The sequence below is a fragment of the Salinimonas chungwhensis DSM 16280 genome (assembly GCF_000378185.1).
Lineage (GTDB): Bacteria > Pseudomonadota > Gammaproteobacteria > Enterobacterales > Alteromonadaceae > Alteromonas > Alteromonas chungwhensis.
The window spans coordinates 18,588-39,957 of sequence record NZ_KB899385.1 but is presented as its reverse complement, the minus strand read 5'-3'; the positions used below and the strand labels follow the sequence as shown (position 1 = coordinate 39,957).

Genomic DNA, 21,370 nt, shown 5'->3' with positions numbered 1-21,370 from the left:
TGGTTATACTCAGTTCGGTACACAAAGTGATGCCGAACTGAGTATATTATAGTTATAAAGCTACCTTTTTTTACTCAGTTTATCTATCTCGCCCCATAATAGGTCAATATCTCCAGGGTCTGTAGCAATAGGCTCTTTGGTATACTTTAATTCTTCTTTAACCTTTTCAGCTGAAAGCTCTGAAAGCTTCTCAGCCACGTTTTTATCAACTCCCATCTTTTGGGTCATTTGTGACATGTTTTGCTTAAGAGCTTCGATAGCGTCAATATTTAAGTCGGTATCGAATTCATAAATAAATTCATTCTCAGCTTTGTTGAGTGCTTCAGTAGATATATCAGAGGTCTCTGCTTTGGGTTTCCTTATTGCAACAGACTCCACCGCATCACCGTTGAAAAGGTCACCTTGAAAAGTGTCGTGATTAGAACAACTTTCCCGTATGGATGGTTCTTCAGCTTCACTTTCTGTATCGGTATTGCTTGTAAGCGACTTAAGCTTTTGATTGAGTTCAGAATTTCGCTTAGAGTATTTATTCTCATGGCCAATTAGTGCATAAATCCAATCAGTGTCGTTGCCTATCTCGACATCTCCTAGATCAACATGGTTCGTGGTGCTAGGAAATTTTGCTCTATCTATCATGTACTTTAAAGATTTAGCAATCTCTACTTCCTGAAGCAGACTTTCAATTTCTTTTTGCGATGGCGGGAGAACTTCAAGCAATCTATTTATTCTGAAGTTTCGAAGTCTGCTCGTGTCCATTTTAATATTAAAAAGCTGAGCCTTGACTATGTTTGCGTTCTGAAAAATTATACCTTCGCCTGTTGTTTGCTCTTTTACATCGAGCCAGTTCAGACGATCCACCTCTTTAATCTGGGCAGAAAAATTTTGACGATATAAGGATGTTCCCTTGCTTTCTTCCCAACCGCTACTTTCTGCAACGCTCATAGTCCCAGCAAGATCTTTAAACCAATCCCAAGTCTCTTTAACGTCTTCTTGTGGTCCCAGGATTTTTAGGCGCGTATTCCCGAAAATCTGAGTAGCTTCTTCCTTAGAGGCTTTTATAAATCCGGCAAGATCCTGACCACTGAACGTAACCCCTATTCCCAGCCCACGTCCCTGGGTTGCTGCAACGGCAAATCCATCAATCGCCACCTCTGCGTATTCATCAATGATAATCTGACTTGGATTTTTCTTGTCGATTGGCAGGTTATTAATTACATCATCAATGTCGCCTTCACTTTTGTCACCAAGTCCCGTGGATATAGCCACGCGAATGCCCGAGAGAGCAATCTTTCCTTGTACCTGTTTTTGGTCATTAGACTGTTCAGAGGCAGGTACAAAGACACCAAGCACCCGGTTGTTTAAAATAATGTCCCGAAAGTCAATTTCGCCTTGTTCACACTCGAAGATGTGAGCGTATGAACTACCTAATTCAATAAGGGGCTTTGCAACGTAACCAAGCCCAAACCCAAACTGTCTATGCACCTCTTGCGGTTGTTTGTTGCCGTTTTTCAGCATATCGACATTTTCACTGTTGAAACCCGGTAGACCGCTTTCAAGATAACGTCGCAGCGCTCTTTTTTTAGCAGTAGATATTTTTATTGGAATGTCCGTAATTTCCCCAGTTTGTTCGTTCAAAAGTGGAATAACGTGCTCGCAATGTTCAGGGTATGCTAGCTTACAGAGCATTGGAATGGAGAACCATTGACCAATTAGGGTGGGAGTAATATTAACAAGCTTTTGATCCCGCAATTCAACGACAGCCGGCAGAAATGCTTTTAAACCAGCCACAGCTTTATCTCTAAATACCTGGTTCTCACCTTCTCCTGGTGGCATCATATCCTCAAGAAATTGTTGAACAATCGAGGCTGTCCCTATTGCGAACATTCCGCATGTGTTTGATACTCGCTGCCAGTGTGCCTGTTTAACCTCTTTGTTTCCTGTTCGATAATTCATAATTCGAATTGAATCTTCTCTACCTGTTTTTCTACCCAAGAAAAACAGTTTTTCGAGTCCATCAGGAGCTGCCTTTGCATCAACATAGATCAAGGCCCCCCCGGACATGAAGCTACTGGCTGCAGCGTAGGACCATAAAAACTCAGTTTTACCTCCACCGGTAGTCGAGATAAATAGCATATGTGTTAGCTGGTCGTTTGGTACAATCCATAGTTCTAATTGGGTACCCAATTCGTTTCCCATGTGGATTGAGCCTTGTGCTTTTTGATAGGCATATCTATTTGCTACGGCTAATTCGTGGTAGTCAGTCTTATTTAACCATCGAGGCAGCTTTAAAGGTAATGTTTGCAGCTTTTTAAAGGATATTCTGTTGTTTACTAATAGAAATACCAAAAGCAAACTAATGACGGGCCAAAGAACTGGAAAAATAAGCAATAATCCAATCATCGTAGCATAGGCCAATGAAAGTGATTCTCTGTTCCTGACTTCATGGATCAGGATTACCAGCCAGTGTCTATGGTCTACATATCGTCTTTTAACATCAATAGCCCTATCTTTTGATGGCGCTCTTGTTTCAAGCATCTTTGATATCCTCCCCCGAGGCGATTAACCAACCCTCAGTAATGCCGAGAAACTTTTCCAGGCCTTTCACCGCTGCAAGAATATGAGGTTTTTCTAAACCCATACCCACACTTCGCTCCCTAAGAAGGTGTGCTCTTACGGCGGCTGACTCACTCCACGCCTTTTGACCACCTTCTTGATCACAGTTGTACCAAAGGGCGCGATCAGTATGTTTTATCCAATACATATTGCTGAAATAAAGTTTTCCTTTAGTTCTAGCTTCTTCGATAAAGCTGGAAATCAGTGTAAGCTCGTAACTGTGTGCTGCTATCAGTCGTTTGAATTGTGGACGATCCTCACAGCTTTCGATGATGCTATTAATTTCCGCGTCATCAATATATGTGAGTTTTTTTGTACCTTTCAGGGTAAACCGCTCATTTATTCTTTTGTTTAGCTCAAGAGCTTGTTTAACACCGCCTGAATCGACCCCTTTCATGAACAAACTACAAATAGCCATAACAGCTCGCCGTTCTAAGCGCATGTCTCTCCAACTTGTATATTTTTCACCTAGCTGTTGTACAAAATAGAGCTGAGCGTTATCTCTCAAAAAGCTGCACCGTCTATGTATTACTGGTATACCGGTATCCATATTTGTGAGATTTTTTTCTATGTAAAAATATCCTTTCTTCTTATTAAGTGACTTATCAAATGTAGGTACCATGGTTTCGTCAGTTGGCATATCAAGATGGTCAACGTCATGTACTAAGACTAAGCCGTTTTCAATTGCATTGATTATTGGGGATTTCTCTCTCGCAAGGTTTCCAACATCAGGGTCTTGTTCTATCAAATCCTGAGCTATAACAGGGTTTAGATGCGGGTAATACTGAGCGGCCTTTTTATAAAGCATGTCTAGATCGTACTTTTTTGTGAGGCCTTTTTGACGCTGACTTCGCCAAACCCGTACACCAGAAAAAACCAAAATAACGATCAGAAAAGGTCTTAGGTTTTGTCCTAGAAATTCTAGATACAAGAGTGTCTCATTCCATTCCATAAAGTTGGGGTTTGAGCTATACATAGTTGCAGCTAGATTTGGCGCGTTTGCTGAGTTCAGTCCCGGTGCGAATAGAGCAACAATAGCCGAGCCAGTATCCCCTGTTTGAAGCAATACTCTCAGTATTTCAAAATTAAATCTTGCAAATGCCAAAATACTATAGTTGATATACTCTTTTGAAAAATACCATCCCACGAAGCACATCAGGCTAATTGCTGCGGCGCCATATAGTAGTGAGTAATCGTTATCAGGATCATGTCCCTTAGCCATTATTCAACCCCTTATATTGTTTAGTGCAAGCAATACACGTCAGCAGGCTGATTACAAAAATAGATATAGATGAGTAGCTTTGCAGTGACCATATATGTCCGTTTGACAGAGAGTATATGAATAAAATCAAGCATGATGCTAAAATGCCTGTACCCAATCCAAATGTGCAAAGTAGTCGAAATTTAATTATTTTGACTTCTTCAGCAGTTATTTGTTGTTTTTGGTTGCTTTCTTGATGTTTGGGTCGTGTAACTTTTTTTATCCCATCGGATACAACGTTGTAGCTGTACCGAGTAAAGGCAAACATTGGTATATCGCCTGGCATAAGACCTTTTCTAAAGTTTGTTTTTAAATTTCGCGTGCCTGAAATTCTTTGTAAGTTATTGAGAAAAAATCCATTGTCAGAGTGCTTTAAGCCAAATTCTCTAGCGGCCCCCTTGGAAGATAAAGCTCTCTTGTAATAAGCTTCTAGTTTTATCTTAATTCTTTGAGCCTGCTCTATGCTCAAGGCCCTAAAAAGATGTTCTCGTACATGTATTTCATCACTATAATTATCTTTAAATTCGAAGTTAGCATTATAGATGCTACCTTTTTCGAATTTATTTAAGAATAACTGAAAGCACCAATCAAATATTGTCATTGCGAACCTCCGCATTTTTAATTGCTGCGTTGACTACACCACAAAGATAAGTCTTATAATGACTCTCGATAAGTTTTACTAATGACAAGCTCTCACCTTCGGAACTTAGTGTTTCAGCTTTCTTTTTTCTTGTTTCGTCTTCAACTATGCGTTTATAAAGCGCTGATAAATCAACCAGAAAACTTTGCTGAATAAATTGTAATTGACTGTTGTCAATTTCGTATTTAAGCATTTCGCTAAACGCCTGATGAGTTATATCTAACAGAGCTTTAGTGTGCTTTTTGAATTCGGACTCGGAGTCGATGAAGGTTTTTGCTGTTAAACCGGTTGAAATGAGATAATGAGCATTAAAATGACTAACGTTGTTCCCTGTTTGTTCGGTTACATCGGTTAAACAAAGCACTTGGTTTATAAGAGTCACGAGTGTTTTTTCGTTAATATCTTCAAGTCGATCGTTAATGGCCGCAGACTCTACGCTTTTTAAAATTAAAGTTCTTAGTATTGCTGACTTTTGCCCGGCGTCATCGGGGTTAATGTTTCCATTCAAGTCCCCAATTAATTCTATTGATAGGTTTCTGATTAGCTTCATCATCTGCTCCAGAGCTTCATCAGGTTCATCAGAAGTACTCAGGGCGGCACTTATTAGTGGTAGTCCTACTCGAAGTCCATTAAATGAACGCCTTATGTCAATCGCAGGTCGCGACTTATTTTGGTCTAAAGAAGGACTGTCATTTTGATGAATTGCAGATGCTTCTTCATTGGCATCTTCAATCTCATTAGGCAAACATTGCTCACGTAGTGCTAAAGCAATAGCATCTTGTACTGCTGAATTCATCAGTTCATACCCATGTCAGTGTTGTTCAGACTCAACTGCGATGGGGCATTTTCTTTGTGTGCTGATTTTACTGTTGCTTTAGCCGGTAAGTGTATTTCAAGACTCTTCACATCTTCGATGTAGATGGTGTCTGGTGACCGCTCCAATGATGATTGCTTACTGATATTCATCGTTTCATCAATCACATAGGTCAAACTAATAAGCTGATTGATAAATAGATGTTTAATTACATCTGGCTCGTAGTCATGCATATTCAGGCAAAGACGTTCACCAAGCACACCTTTTGAGCTTTCAACAACACTAAATAAGTCAGAGCCTTGAAATAGCGCTGACTGTGCGCTTGCACCAAAAACCATCGCTTCGTTTCGTTTCTGAAGTATTGATAAATAACCGTAGCAGCCAAGAGCAAACCCTTTGCTAACTGAGTATCTGTCTTGGCCAACACCTTGTAGCGTAGTTATTCCCTTGAGTTGGGTGTACTCAGAAACGACATCTGATAGGTGCTGAAGAATATAAAGAGAGCCGGGTGCCTCTTCAAATCCACACTTGCAGGAGGTATTGATACCATCATCTAACGACCCATAGGTAAGCCGCCTGCCACAAAATGGACACAGCTTCAGTATTGGATTAATTTTCTTTGAATAAGACATAAAGACCACATTGCTAAAGTAACAAGTTGATGGTCTTTGTATTTAGGTTGGCAAGCAATGAAATAAGCTCGTTATATCGGGATTGTATGCCCTGACTCTATGGGGTGTCAGGGCATATTTAAATTTACATTCCCATGGACGGCTGGTTGGTTAGGTTATGTTCCGATTGATTATGTTCACCCAGCAGAGTTTCCCAATCAACATCATCGTCATTATTAGATGCCTCATTAGCAGCTTGTAGGAGTTGCTTATTAAGTTGCTCCGCACGGTTCGTAAGCGTTAATAGCTCTGATTCCTTTTCGAATGGCTGATGAAGCTCTTGTTTAAGGCTTTCTATTCTATTTTCCTCTTTACTGATCTGAGCTAGGCAACTTTCTTTCTCCTCTAAAAGTCGCGGTAAAAGGGTAGGGAGATCTGATAATTGTGCACCAACATAGGCGTTATTTGAAACTTTCACAGTCTCTTTGCCAACGTAGGCTTTCAGCGTATATCCCTTTTTGCCATCAGATCTTTCTTCTAGTCTAAATTTAAGCTCTAAATCACCAAATTTGCCGGCATTCACGATAAGTTGAGGTGACTTATTACCCTCCATCTTTTTAAAAACAGACTTTATGGCTTCTGCACCACCTTTCAGGTCCTGACCAAATGACTTACCTTCAAATTCAAAGCTCGAGTTATCCGGTAGCTTATCAATAAATGTCTGGATAAATTCAAGATGCTTATGCTGCGTCACAATGAACCTTTCTGAATAAGTAATAGAACCTTGCATCTGTCGCTTTCCATCTATGTGAGAGCGTTTCAGACGCTCTAAGCGTTGCAGATCAGCATCAACCTCTATTTTATCTTTGATCAACGTATTCCCAGTAGCAATGGCCATCATTTCACTGTAAGTGGCGTCTGCTTCTTCGGTATATTCGCGTGGAGCCAAGTGTGGTTCCAGCTTAGTTTGCATGATAAAGGAAGCTTTGCGTTTCATTGTCTCCCACTGAAACAAATCAAAGCTATTTTCGGTGGTATACCGATAAACATTTACTTCATCGTTTAAATTTCCGTGGCGCTCAATTCTTCCTAACCGTTGCTCTAAGTCTCTTGGGTTCCAAGGTGGAGTCAATTCGTGCATGGCAACTAAGTTCGTTTGAATGTTGTTCCCAACACCAAATCGCTCAGTGGTTCCAATGGCAACAAGATATTTGCCACTATTCATGCCATCCTCAAAATCTTTTTTCTGGGACTCACTGACAACTTGCCGGCTGTCGATAATTTTGTCTCGAGGAATACCCCCATCAACTAATTTATCGATGAGAGTGTCATACACGCTAAACCCAGCTGCAGTTGGATTAACAAACCGGTCAATAAATACCAATTGGGCTCTGGGTGTCTCGCTTTCTGGTTTATGTTCAGCCAAGATATTTTGAGCTGCTTTCGAAATTTTACAGCCCGGTGCTTCAGGTATAGTTGGGTCAACACAGCGCATATCCATTGCTGCTAATTGTGAAGAGTGCTGTATTGCAAACCAGGTTTCTTCTTTAGAGCCTTGGCGAAATGAGGTAGCCCGCTTACCTATGTCTTTCATATAAGCTGAGAAGAATTCATTACCTTGGCATTTGACACCAATCTTAGTTGACTCAGGCTTTTCCACACCTGCCATCTCAGCTGTAACGACATCGGCGACAGTTCTATATAACTGACCCAGCTCAGGTAAATTGTTGAACTTGGCCAAGCGTGAGTTTTCTCTATATCCGGTTCCTTCTGGATTAGCTTCGATGGTAGTAACTACTTCACCAAATACTGACATAAAGGCATCGAAGTTATCTACGCCAAGTTTTTTAAGCTCATCAGGCGCCAATACATACAAATTTACATACAGGTCACTCATCGACTTTCTGATGTCAGTACCGGTGGCCCATACAACGCCCCGGTTGTTATTCATATCCTGAATAAATCGAGTCATAAATAACATGTTCATCGCACGCTTAGATTCTTGCGTGTTCACACCGTTGACGTGAGCCATGTTGGAAGGTGAGCCGAGGTTAAGAAAGTTATCAGCCTCATCCACCAGCAAGGCATCTATACCTAACTGGTCAAGGTAAAGCACGTTGTCCTTTGAATCCTGGTCGAGTCTTTTCTGAAGTTTTGTTTCCAGGTTTTTCAATTTTTGCTGGGCGCGTTTGTTTGTAAATGTACCTTGGCTATCCTGATTATCTATTACACTTTGTAGCTCCCAGATTTGTTTTTGTAACTGATTGTCAACGAACTGCTTAGGTGCGCTGAGCTTATCCAATGTGCTATGGGCTACAACCACGCAATCCCAGTTCCCGGTCGCAATTTTGCTGGTTAACTCATGGCGTTGCGTCTTATTCATTTTCTTAGGGTCAAGGCTCAGGATCCTAGCGTTAGGATAATGTTGTTGAATACTGCGACTCAATTGACCAAAAACGTTGTTTGGCACCGCTACAACTGGCTTTTGATGTAAATTACGGGCTTTCCCTTCGATTGCAATTGAGGCCAATTCAAATGATTTTCCGGTACCTACACCATGTGCTAAAAGCGCCCGCCCTTCTTGAAAGTAACGCATAATCGTATTGCGTTGTGTTTGACGAGGTGTAAACGGCTTCCCATTAAAAGTTGGGCTTAGACCTGTGAACTGAATACCAGAACCATCATATTTAGCTTCTACAAATACATTGAATCTGTTGTTGTAGACCTGCGTTAATAGCGCCTTTCTTTCAGGGTCGTTCCAGACCCAACTGTTGAATAGCTCTTTGATATCCTGTGCTTTAGAGTTAGCAATTGCAGTTTGGTCTATATTAACAACTCGCTTGTCTTCAACAGTGTCACAGATTTCAATTTTACTACCATTTAGCACCTTTTGAATTAGCTCAGATGCGCTAATACGTTCCGTGCCGTACCTGTTTCGCGCCCGCCCGTCATTTTGAGAGATAGTCCAGTCGCTTACCCCGACTTGCCAATCTGCACCTATAAGCGAAACTTTGAAATTAGGGTTTGCTTCACCAGGAAATGGCGAGGACTCTCCTGTAATAACCATTTCAGTAAACCGGCTTATAATTTCAGTAGGAACCCAGCCGCTACCCAAACGTAACTTAATTTCTTCTGCAAGAACCGGCTCCGGCATCGCTTCTTCAAGCGCTTCTACGTTTTGTTGAAAACTAGAATCTAACTCTACTGCAGCTTTCGCACTTTCAAGTTTTTCAAGAATATTTCCAGAAAGATACTGCGAGCGGTGTACCCACTTGTTTTGGCTTGGGTCAACAAACAACGTGCCCACGTTTTCTTCGGTGATTTGTTCCCAGTTCTTGCCAAGAAGTTCACTAACAAATGAGGGGGTTATCGTTCCATCCCACGCCATCGATATAGCAAAAGCTTCATCTGCGCTATCAGCATGGGTTGGGCGACTGTTTTTGCCGATCGTTCTTTCGCTAAATACGTTTGTCTTGACAATTTTTTGAGTTGATTTATCAACGATTTCAAGACCCATTAGAAGGGGATAATCAGGATCTTCCTGAAAGGCCTGCTTTGTAGTGCTCTCGCTCAGGTTCTCAAATTTCTTTACATGTTGGTCATAAAGAGTGTTAAGTCTCGTAATAGATTCTGCCAATTCTTCAGGCATACCAGTCGTTTGCATTTGCAGACTAATATGCGCACGAAGATGGTCTCGAATTCCTATCAAGCTTGATAGTCTTTCAGCCTTCTTACCTTTGACATTGATTGGCTCGAACGTTAAATCATAATCCTCTGTTTCCGGATTATAAGTTGATACAGCAACTCCTAATTGATCTCCAGCCATCGTAAATGAGCCAGGGCGAAGGTGGTCATCTATCAGCGTGATAGTTTCCTCACTCTTCGTTTCCTCAATAACAATGGAAGCATCCTTTTTGCGGGTAGGCTTTGGAGATGGGGCGCCTTCAAGAGCACTGTGTAAAGCTTCAGCCACATTGCCATCGTATAAGCTTGAAAGCTCATAGCCATACTGTCCTCGCACAGAAACCGTATTGCCAATTATCATTTGAGGGTTCTTCACGTAATAGCCATTGATACTGTGAGTATGGATATCGCCATTTCTATCCTCAGCATCAATAGTCTCAGTGTTTAGCCAGTCTGAGCTTAAAGGCTCCTCTCCGGGCAGACGCTTTCTAAAAAATACAACGTCGGCGCCTACATGAGTATTTGCATACTTTGAGAATGTTTTTGAGGGGAGTCGGACTGAAGCAACCAAGTCTGATGACTTATAAACGTGCTGACGAGCAGCATCATCAGCTTTGTCCATGGTGCCTGTGGAAGTTATAAATGCGACTATCCCTCCAGGCTTGACCTTATCGATATTTTTGACAAGAAAATAGTCATGAATTTTATATCCATATTGTGCATAGTCAGGGTCAAATACAGAATAATTTCCAAAAGGAATGTTGGACGTTATCAAGTCAAAATAATTGTTAGGTTGCTTTGTCTTTTCAAAGCCACCTTGTTTGACGATTTTCTCTCCGTGTATTTGCTGAGCTATACGGGCTGTAACTGTGTCTAACTCGCGAGCTGTAACGTTTGAGTTTTCTTTAAGCTCTTCGGGCATCGTTGACAAAAATGAGCCAATTCCAGTAGAAGGATCACTAACTTCTCCCCCGACAAAGCCGAATTTACTAGCGCCAAAATAAACCTCCTTGATAATAGAGGGCGGCGTGTAGAAGGCGGTCAATGCAGATTCTTTAATAGAGCTGTACTCTTGTGCAGAAACTAACTCTGTTAGTTGCCTGCGTTGTTGGGAATACAGGTAGTTCGTATGATCAAACATGCCGGGCATGCCACCCCAGCCTGTGTAGTGGGCAAGAGCATCTTTTTCTTCTAAAGTCGCTTCACGCTGTTCCTCATCGATGAGCTTGCTAATGCGCAGCGCTTCTATGTTCAGCTCAATTTTCTTAGGTAAAGTACCAATGTTGTCTTCAAGATTATCTGGGTAAGAATAGGTTACAGTTCGCTCGCTGGTAGGTGCTCTTTGAGCACTCCCTGCATTGCTTGGTCCTTTATGTACTGATGGTACGCTACCTGCTCGTGATAGTCTGTCCCCTGTGGAGGCGGAGTCGTCGACTCTAGAGCCTCTATCTTCTTGGTTAGCTGTAGCTGCAATAGTTGCGTTTTGTTCTTCAGCCATTCCTCCCATTTGCCGGTCGCTTGCAATTGGCTCTGCTGAACCGGACAAAACGTCATCATGTATGTCTCTATGTCTCTCTGCATCTGCATTTTGTTCTTCCTCACGAGCTTGATTAACTAAGGTCTGTACCGCTTCTTGAGCATTGGCAATGGTTTCGAATGGATCAGTCTTTTGTGTTTCATCAATATAACTGTACTTATTTTCTGCAATATAAAGCTCATAGCCCATAAATTCATGTTGGCCATTTGCTTCTATCTCTTCAAGCATAGATCTGACTGATGTTTCAGCCATCTTGTTATAAGCAAAATCCTTAATATTGGCGTCGTTATTATCATTTTTAAAAGGCTGATTTAGTAATTGCTTGATAGTTCCGTTAGCATTATCGAAGAATTGGCGACTTCTGGCTTCTACTTCACGAAAGTCATACTCAAATACTGATTCAATTCTGTGTGCTGTCGGCGACTCTTCACCAAGCATAACGGTGCCATCTTCAGGGTAAGTATCTTCAGCGACAACCTCAATTGTTACATTTTCACCATCAATTAAAACCAGTTCTTGGCCAGCATGGAAAACTGGCTCAGTCTCTTGGGTAGCGTGATGGTCTAACAGCATATTAAGAGATGGGTAAGTGCTTCCGTCGCTCGTTGAATAAGATACCTTATCGCCGATAAAATTAATGCGTACATCACCATGGAGAATCACATCTTTTTCAGAACTTTCAAGTTCATCAAATCTCACGTGGCGAGTGGCAATATAGCGACTTTCAGGACTTTGCTGATTGAGAATTTCACTAAGAGTGCTGGTGCTGGCCAACTTCAATAGAGTTGCTTCGTTTACTATATCAAGGTCTGCTGCAGAAACGGTCAGATGAGTTGAGTCCATTCCTGGTTCGAATCCAAACTCAACGGCCTTTGATAGCGCCTTTTCAAAATTGCGGCTTAATACATTAGCCTTTGTTTTTTTGAGCTCTTCACCGTACCACTGGATAACTTCTGATGGATCGTCAGGTGAGGCAAAATGTTTAAGTGCTGCCAACTCATTTTCTTGAACTAATTCAGAGTCGCCCGTTGCGAAAAGTCTACCCGCTGTTCTGGCTTGCACTTTTGAAACTGCGTTCCCAGCGAGCACACTTCTGTCATTAGAGCTGGTGTCATTGGCGAGTATGCTATTGAACTCTTTTAAATGGAGTAGGGGCATCGATTCAATTCGTGCGATACCATTAGCATCTCGAGGGTCTAGCAAATCAATATCAATGTCTAAAGCTAATGCATCTTTTGTTTTAGCAAACTCGGACATTTCTAAGGTAAAAATATATCGGCCCGACTCTTTATCAATCAATGAGTCACGCGCTGAAGCTGATTGGAGAATTCTATACTCCCAGTCCGGTTTAACCGTGACCTGTTCGCCGTCAACGTTACTGACAACACCGACTCGACCGCTTGAGTGAACCACCAGCTTGCCTTCACCTATTTCATTTACAGCGGCAATTTCAGCTTCCTCTGAAATTTTATCGATTGGCGCATCACTGTCCAACATATCGAATAAGCCGCCACTGACGGTGGCTTGCGGCTCTGGAGTTTCAACTATCGCTTGTTCTGCAATTGGATTCGTTTCAGCCATAACCGGCTCAGCTTGCATCTGCTTGGCTTCTTTTAAAGCAGTGATGGTGGAAGGGTAGTTCGCATTTATGTTGATCGGTATAGACTGAGCCACGTGGGTTAGTTTCTCAGTAATCGATTGTTTAAGAGATGCTTCAATCCGGGATAAGGCAACCACTGCTTTCTGTATCGCCGTTGCCTCGATTTCATCTGTGAGGAGGGAGGCAAGTTGATCTGTTTGATCATTGGTTAGGCCGCCATCTTGTAAATTGCGGATGAATGCTAACTGTTCAACCTTATCTGCTGATTCATCTAGAGCAAGTTCATCCAAAATCGGATCCAAGTCAGAAAATTCGTAGCCTTTGGCACGGTATAATTCTACGAATTCACTTGTGTACTGAAAGCGTCTTGTATTAACTTCCCCTGTTGCTTCATCGTACTCAATTGCTGAAAAGCCCCGCTTTGCTGGACGAATTAGAGCACTATTACCTTTCGCGTCACGAAATCCAAGATAGCCGGTCGACTCCACGAATTTCTCAACTGGTATAGACAGTGCCTTCATCGCTTTGGGTGAAACAGGTGAATAGCCATGCTGTGCTATCCAGAATTGGTCGAGTGGTTTATTTAGCCCAAGTAGTTGGTCGTTTATTACAGTATGATATGAAACGTCCAAAGGGAGTTGAACTTTATCTATATGTGTACCTTTTGGAATTGAATATGTGTAGGCTTTGGAAGCATACTTGGCTTCTTCAATACCGACCACATAAGCATCGCTCAAATCTACGTTGCTCAACACTCCGCGCGTTTCTGGGCTAAGCAGATTGATGCTTTTTAGCGAGTCTGCAAGTTCGGTTCTTATCTTAGCGTTATCAAATTGTTTGCGCTTATATTGGGTGACCTGACTGATATTTAGTACTGTGCTATCAGTAATATTACTAAGGTCTCGATATACGTATCCAGGCAGAGCAACATTTTTATCGAGGCTTGAAACTGCATCGGCTATATAATTATATTGAGCAACTTTCGTATGAGTAGCATCTTTTAGCTCAACCAGTTTTTCCACGATTTTCCGCGCATACATCTTATTGTGGCTGGTCGTACTGACGTTAAGTATCTCAGCATATTCTTGCAAAGTTGGGATATCTAACGCCGCTATTTCAGTCTCCGACATGAAAGTCAGTTCTTTCCTCACTTTCCAAGTCGCCTTAATCTTTTCAGCAATTTCTACTTTAGAGTTTGATGCGCTGACATCGGCCACATGATGAAGATCAGCCAAAAGCAAATACTCATCAAGCGAATATTTGTCTGTGGTTCCCGGTTCAGCAATAGCATCTAAGGGTTCGCCCTGAATCTGATTAATCGGTTGATAAGCGTTTGTACTGCCCAAGTAATCAGTAAAGGGGAGTAACTGAGAATCAGCGGTCGTCGGCTCTGCGCGGCGCACAACCTTTAGCAGGTTTTCAAATTGGACTTCAAGATCAATGTCTTTCTTAAAGCCAGCGTTTGGAATAAATCCGCCCACTTTGGTAGCGGTGTAATGGTCATGAGTAATCTCAACGACACTGTCAAATATGTCCTGATACATCTGCTTGAGAGAGTTAAAACCGGCATCTTTAAGCGATGCATTTAGCGATTTCCGATCGATGCTCCCTGTTTCATTAGAAAAGAATGGATTTTCCTCATAAGCGAAACCTTCAGGTTTGAAGTGGTCCTCGTAGAATTCGTGAAAAAGCATTTCAGTTTTTGCACGGGTAGCCATTTCATTTTGTAACGCACTAAGCTTCTCAGACTGGGAAACGGGTTTGTCACTAAAACTTTCACTATGTTTATCAAAGGCAGATGAAATTATATTCTTTGTAGGTTCATCGACAATAACATTGAATTTTTGCTCAACACGCTTAACGATTTCATCAATAGAGATTTGGTCGCTGAAGTAAGCTGATAACGTTTGCTGTATCTGTGTGGCTGTAGGTTGCACAGAGCTTGATACATCACTGTCGTCTGTATCAACTATCGAGGCCTCTAATCGCCGGTAGAGCGCTGTAGCATCGCCAAAGCTTGTGTAAAAAACACGGTTTGTATCAGGCTTCGTTACTACGTACATTCCTCTGCCCTCACCTTGAATTTTATCAAGCATGAGTGGTTCTGATTCAGAGCCGGCATTTTTGATGTTTTCGATAGTGGCCAGCTCGATTTTATCGCCGGTTTGTATAATGTATTCACCGGTTTCATCCGTCTGGAATAGAGACGCTTTGCCAGAATCATGCAGTCTTGTAGCAGACTGTTTTTGACCTTCAAGTGTTATTGTGACTGACGGCTCTGACTCTTGAGAATCAACTTCTTCATTTGCAAGGTCACGCTTAAACAGCTCTCGCATATCACGATATAGTTCGTTAACGTGTTTGTATTCAGTGACGTGCAATATATCTTCATTCATCAACTCTTCATTAAACTCACCATCACTAAGGTATGGCTGGGTAGATTGAAAGCCTTTGCTCGAAGTTTTGCCCTTAATGTATTTAGTGAAGCTCTTCTCGGATAACGCCCCCTTTGTTTCCATCAACTCGCTGATGAATGCCTTAAGTTCATTTATCCTGTTGTCGCTAACTATATTGTAGGTGTGATAGTAAGCCGCAGATAAAGAGGTTGGCTTGAAGGTGGCTAAATCCGGGATAGGGTGCAGCGATATTTGACGAAAGTCTGCTTGCAATAGGGTTTTATCAAAACTGCCGTCTTCTTTTTCGTAGCCAATGCAGTCTGGAGAGTCACTAACTAGATCCAGAAATTCATCATGTGAATAACCATTTTCGACAAGCAAGGTAATAGTGTCATTGAGCTTTCGTATCCTAAGCTCAATTTCGGATATTGCTTGCTCATTCACTTCTTGAGAGCTGGCTTCTTGTACGTCTTCTAAAGCCTCAGTAGTGTCATGCTCAGAAGTATCCTCCTGTTTTCCAATAGTAGATTTCTCGCTATCTCCCTGCTTAATTGCATCTTGGCTTTCTAAAGGCTGTTCAACAGGTTCACGTTTGACACTATTGCTATTCTCAACACTGGGAATAGTCGCTTCGACAGCATTGGAGACATTTTTCTCCTCTTGCTCTGATATAAACCCAAACAAATCACTTTGAGGAGACACCTCAGAAGACGTCACATTAGACTTCGAATTCGCATTAGTTGTTGCTTCAATGCTTTGAGATTCTTCTATTGGCTCTACGGTGTTTTCTGGTTTCTCGCTTTCAACCCCCGGTGCTGCGTTATTAGAAGTACGCTCAGTGCTAACGGTTTCTGTACTGACATTTTCTGGCGTTGATTCTATTTCTGGTTTTTGGACAGGCTCTGCAGGTAAAACGTCTTGTTCTTGCTTATCTGTATTTTCTGAAGCTTCATCTTCTTGTACGCCGGTCCAATCGTATTTATCGCCAAGGAAGTACCATACCGGTGCGGCAGCAATGAACTGCTCATCAGAGTAAGTGTCAGAAGCAAATAGGCTTGATGCCTGATGATAAGCCTTGTGTAGCAAACTCGAATATGAAGCTTTTTGTCCATTGGCTTGTTCGGACTGTTTTATTTTTGCGCATAATCCAGCGAACCAATAGCCGTCTTGCGGAAGCCCTTTTTCCTTCACAATCAAAAAGGCCTGCATTTTTGCTATGTCTGAAGGCTTAAGGCCAAGCTCTTTAGCACGGTTTTCAAGGCTTCCATCAACAAGCGTTTGTGGCTTGAATTCAGTCGCACTTGCTGTAAATGAAGCGGGTGTATGGCTACCAGTGAGTCGGTTACCCAATGCTTCCTGAACCAGGTAAATGGCTAAGTCATTTTCTACAACAAAGCCTTGCTCTGCATTATCAAAGTAGCCATTGATAAATCCAATGGTGCTTTCCAAATCATCGATAACTTCTTGGGTAAGCTCACCGCGTACCACGAACCCCGGCCCTTCGGTATTTAAACGTTTACCAATATAATTCGCGGGGGCGCCGGTTGCCTCATGTAGTTTGCTATTTAACACATTTTTAAGTGACGCTGGCGCTACATAGCTTTTAAGTCCAGGGTGATACATAGCCTGCTTACCAGGCATGCACTCCTCAATTGCTGTAGCTATAGGATCTGCATAAACGCCATTTGAATGGTCGCGGATAACCAGATATTTTTTTTGTGACTGAGGAGCAACTTTCTCCTCGATTACTACAGGGAATTGGGCTGTAAATTCGCTGACAACATCATCGGTTTCGGTCGATTCAGTTGACTCGGATTCAGATTTTTCACTTCGCTCTGATTTAGTTTGACTGTCATTAACCTGAGACTGATACTTATTTTGCTCAGTTCTTTTGAATGTTAATCCTGCTTCAATGCGGCTTTTATCCATTTGAGGGTATCGCTCAGTAATTTCTTTGAGCGCCTTTTCAAATGCAGCAGGGTAGGTTTTGTCGTTCTCGAACCGAAGTCGGGTATTATAATATTCAAGTAGGTTCTGTGGTGCAGGGTACGCAGCTCCTATCTGGCGCTGGACTTCTTCAAGGCCCGCCAGATGATGCAGGTCGTTGATATCTTTCGGGTCGCTGGAAAGATCCATTCCCTCAAAATTAGGAATCATCCATTTCACGTTGTTTTGCCAAGCAGCATCCAACGCAGCTTTTGCGCCGATGTTTCCGTCTTTATGTGCACGATCGTTATCACCCACAACAATATGATCACGATTTGGATTGTTGTGGACAGAAACAGCGACAACAGATTTGAGGTTGTTCTTATTAATGCCTATCTTTCCAAAATGCCCCGTCGCAGCCACTGCAGAGAGAGTATCAGCCATGCCTTCGGCATAAACTATTGGTCTGATACCATCATCAATGCCAACTCTTCCGTGGGTGCCTACAGGGTTTCCAGTATCTAAGTCATTAAAGACCGTCCCTTCTGTAAACACCTTATTCGTTGTCCGACCCTTCTCATCTTTCCAGCCTTTGTCATAGATTTTTTGAAGTCCGGTGAAATTGCCATATTCATCCACCAGCTGATACATGCTAAATGTGCTGCCGCTAGGGGTTTTCGCCGTGCGAAGGTCAATTAATTCAATATGTGATTGCAAGCCTTTTTTAACATTGTAGGGTTCGTTACCGGTTGCTTGAATGCCTTGCCCCCAGGTCATCAATGCATCCTGCAATGACTTTTTAGTCTGTTCAGCTTCTCGTTTGGCTTTTTCTGCGAGTCGCTGTTGGTTATCAGCCTCTCGCTTGGCGATTTCCTCGGGTGAGCTACCACCTGTTTTTACTTTTCCTGTTCCACGCTCACTTTCGTAAAGGCTGAAGTCATAATCCCCTGATTTAAACTCAGTGAAAAATTCTCCGCCGCCCATCTTCAAGTTTTTAAACTGTAGGTAAATTCCAAGATGTTCTTTATCAGTTTTCTTGGATTTGTAACGGTACGTAGAAGCAATGACAGAGCAACTCCCATTATGGGCAGTTTGCTTTGGAAAAACGTCTTTTTGGCTGGCGTTACTAAGGAACATTTCTGTTCCGGTATCCGGAGATGGCATTAATATATTCGGAGCGGTTTTAGCCCAATCAATTCCTGCTTCTTCAGCATATTTTTCAATTTGGTCGTAATGCGCGTCCTTCATTGAATTGCCTGACAAGCTATACTTTTGCTGTTGCCATTCAGCATAATCCGGGAAGCGAGGCTTAAACTTTTTTTCTATCGCAGTTTCAGGTCTTGCACTTTGAGATAGCAAATCGCCCAATTGTTCTTCTACTTGAAGGCGGTTTTTCTCAGGAAAACGCCAGGCTCCCCCTACGTTTTCTCCAGACAGATTTTTAGCAACATTAGAAATTCGCTTACGAAACGGTTGCTCATCAGTTCGACCATTAATATAAATGTAACTGGCTTTTCCGGTTTTTTTTTGTTCGCTGATGTATATTGCCGGGGTACCGGAGAGGTCGGATAATGTGCTTGCCACTTCCTTATAAGCAATAGCGGGGAATATGTAGCTATTAGTATCCTCTTTATAAAATGGCTTAACGCCGACAGCCGCAGACTCAATACGGCTTTTATAATTATCCAACTCGGTACGAGGCCCTGTGACAGCAAAACGAGAAAGCCGGCCGCTGCTATCTAGTTGTTGCTCAATTCGTAATGGGTAACCTTTGATTCCCGCAGAAAGAGATTTATTTGCTGTGCCAGGGGTATCGCTGTTAAATGACGGGGCATCGATATCATTATGAATACCGAGTAACCCGCTCACTGAGTTTTGAATCTTAGCTCGTGGCAACGGATGAGCAGAATCAATGCGGTTTATCTGCTTGTTGATTGAAATGGCGGCCATGCTATATGCTTGGCGTACTTGACCTTGTATCTTCGCTTTATAATGCTGGGCATTGGCGTATTTACTTAGGTTATTGGGATTGCCATAGTCATTAAAACTTACCCGACTTATTCCGGCAGCCTCGATCACAGCGTTATCTTTCCCAATTTCTCGGTTAAGTCGCGCAAGCATCCTGCGAAACTTATTATCCCCGCCGTTTTCATCATACAAACGCTGTATCGCATCTGAGGCTTTTTCATTTGGATAGGCATAAAACTCATACGGTACAACTGCTTTTTGACCGTTAGGTTGTGTATGCCCAACACGAACCATGAACCCACGTGAGTATCCGGGAACGGATTTGTTAGATGAACCTCGAAGAACATCGGTTAGCTCTTTCCTGAGACCTTTGATGTTTTGTAAGCGGGTGTAATCTGCATCAAGAACACTTGCACCAAGCGTTAGGAACCGATTATTACCGTTTCCTCGTGCAACAGGCTTTCTGTCTACTTTAATGGGAGTAACAAAGGTATGTTTTTGTTCCGGATTCTTGGTCACTGCCGAGGCAAAGTTAGCAGAAATAAATCCAGAGTCCGCATTAATAGTGTTTATACCATAGGCGACTATATGGGCGCCCACGGGAGCATAGGTTTTGGCTGAGCTATCTGACAATGCAGAAACAAAGTTTTGTGCAGTACTGTTCTTGTTTTGAACCAGCGTTAACTTAGCATCGCTACCGTCCTTTAGGATGCCATAGATATATCCTTTCTCGACGTTATGTCCAGTTATCTGCAGCGTAATAAAATCTTTATTCAAGTTCATAAGTTAGCCCATGCTTAATGTATTTTGTTCGTCGACTGCTTCCTTGAGCTCGACTGGCTCTTGCGGTTGAAGCTTTTTCGAGATGGAATCTGCTTTAAGTAAATCGTTGTTAGCGACGTTCGTTTTCATCGCTTCATAATGTGTCTCAACCAGGTTTCGCGCCTGTGACTTAACTTCGCTTAAAACGCCACGGGTCTGACTGGTGAAATGGATGTGAATGTCTCGCGTGGTGAAGGCGTCCTTACTGATGCCAACCATTTCAAGAGAACTTAATACTTTGCTCTTATCTGCTTGTCCGTATGACTTGTATTGATTTGTATCTACGCCACTTGCTTCAGCCGCTTTAACAAGGGCATCAATGTCGTAAGTCGCAGACTTGTAGAAATCTTCTGGAACGCCTTGGCTTTGAAGACGGTTAACCGCGGATGCTATGTCAAAGTTGCTCTTACCGGATGCCGCTACAAGAGGATGCGGCGTAGCTGTTCCTGCTCGCTCTATTCCTACCAAGCGAGTTAATTCATCGCGCGTATGGTTAAATTGCTCCTCTGCAACTTCTTTGGCCATTTTAGAAACAGTATATTGTTGAGCGAGTTGTCTATAAGTTGTTGCTTCTTCTGGGGTGTATGTTGATTCAATTTTTGCCTGAAAAGTGGGCTGAACCCCGTTTTTGATATTTGCCCAGTGCTCATTGCCAACGGTTAATAACGTTTGAAATATTTCCGGGGTAGGGGAGATGCGCTCTTTCGAAATATCTACCCCAATCCCCATTTTTTCAGCGCTTTTTGCAAGCTCAATTGCCAGGCGCCAACCGTCGCCTTTCTGCTTGGCAAGATCTGTAATTGTTTTTGTCAGCTCTGGTGAAACAGAAAAGTTGTATTGGTCGCTGTGGCCTGACTCAATATTCTTATCGGCAAGCGCTAAATGGTTGAAGTGATGACGTATGCTGTCTGAATGCGTTAGTGTCTGCTCATAACCAACTTTTACGTCATAGGTGAAAATCGTGTTATCTATCTGGCCAAGTAGCACGTCTTTTTTGACTGCCCAAGGAATCCGGTTAGCTAATTGGTTTGCTGATTGCGAACTTACAACGTCTTGAACGTCTGAAAAACCGTATTTTTCCATTGCCACCTGGCGCAATACAGCTTTTAGAAAACCCTCATCCTGCAGTGCAACATCAGGGGTGCGAATAGCGGTTAGTTGCTTTTGACGATAAACCTCAGTTGCTTCGTACTTTGGGTAATACTCATTATGTTTGTGCGCCCAAAGTGCTCGAATATCACGTGCGGTGAAGCCTGAGCTTTCAACCATAAGTCTCCGTAATTCTGACTCTTTAAGCAGCTTGGCGCCTACCTCAAGCCAGTTGCTCGCCTGCTGCTTACTAACGCCCCCAGATTTTACTTGTGGCAAAGCCATCACGTAGGGTTGAAATTTGCTGTACACGCTCTCCCAATTGGGCTTGGCGTACTGATAAATGGACGGGTCCGTTGCGTCGATTAAATTTGCCATAACATTACTTCTTATTTTTCACCTGCAATGA

The 21,370-nt window shown here is 42.4% G+C and carries 7 protein-coding genes; all 7 read right to left on the bottom strand.

All coding sequences use genetic code 11. The features are described 5' to 3' along the window. Positions 1-60: 60 nt before the first annotated feature. The 7 genes from F458_RS0113740 to F458_RS0113710 all read right to left on the bottom strand — a co-directional run bounded on the left by F458_RS0113740 (position 61) and on the right by F458_RS0113710 (position 21,339). Positions 61-2,535 (bottom strand): TraM recognition domain-containing protein, encoded by a 2,475-nt coding sequence (locus tag F458_RS0113740; protein ID WP_018984001.1) that lies wholly within the window; start codon positions 2,533-2,535, stop codon positions 61-63. Next, positions 2,528-3,835, bottom strand: a complete 1,308-nt coding sequence (locus tag F458_RS0113735) for a secretion/conjugation apparatus DotM-related subunit (RefSeq protein ID WP_018984000.1) — start codon at positions 3,833-3,835, stop codon at positions 2,528-2,530. The genes F458_RS0113740 and F458_RS0113735 overlap by 8 nt, the downstream gene beginning before the upstream one ends. Next, positions 3,828-4,475: a hypothetical protein gene (locus F458_RS0113730; RefSeq protein ID WP_156824255.1), complete on the bottom strand. Its 648-nt coding sequence runs from the start codon at positions 4,473-4,475 to the stop codon at positions 3,828-3,830. Before F458_RS0113730 ends, F458_RS0113735 begins: the two co-directional genes overlap by 8 nt. Continuing rightward, positions 4,462-5,310 (bottom strand): hypothetical protein, encoded by an 849-nt coding sequence (locus F458_RS0113725; RefSeq protein ID WP_018983998.1) that lies wholly within the window; start codon positions 5,308-5,310, stop codon positions 4,462-4,464. Before F458_RS0113725 ends, F458_RS0113730 begins: the two co-directional genes overlap by 14 nt. Next, positions 5,310-5,960 (bottom strand): hypothetical protein, encoded by a 651-nt coding sequence (locus F458_RS0113720; protein WP_018983997.1) that lies wholly within the window; start codon positions 5,958-5,960, stop codon positions 5,310-5,312. Before F458_RS0113720 ends, F458_RS0113725 begins: the two co-directional genes overlap by 1 nt. Before the next feature lie 124 nt (positions 5,961-6,084). Next, positions 6,085-19,833 carry a hypothetical protein gene (locus F458_RS0113715; protein WP_018983996.1) on the bottom strand — a complete coding sequence of 4,583 codons (13,749 nt, stop codon included), beginning with the start codon at positions 19,831-19,833 and terminating at the stop codon, positions 6,085-6,087. 3 nt (positions 19,834-19,836) lie between these two features. Next, positions 19,837-21,339, bottom strand: coding sequence for a hypothetical protein (locus tag F458_RS0113710; protein ID WP_018983995.1), 1,503 nt, complete (start codon positions 21,337-21,339; stop codon positions 19,837-19,839). Positions 21,340-21,370 lie beyond the last annotated feature (31 nt).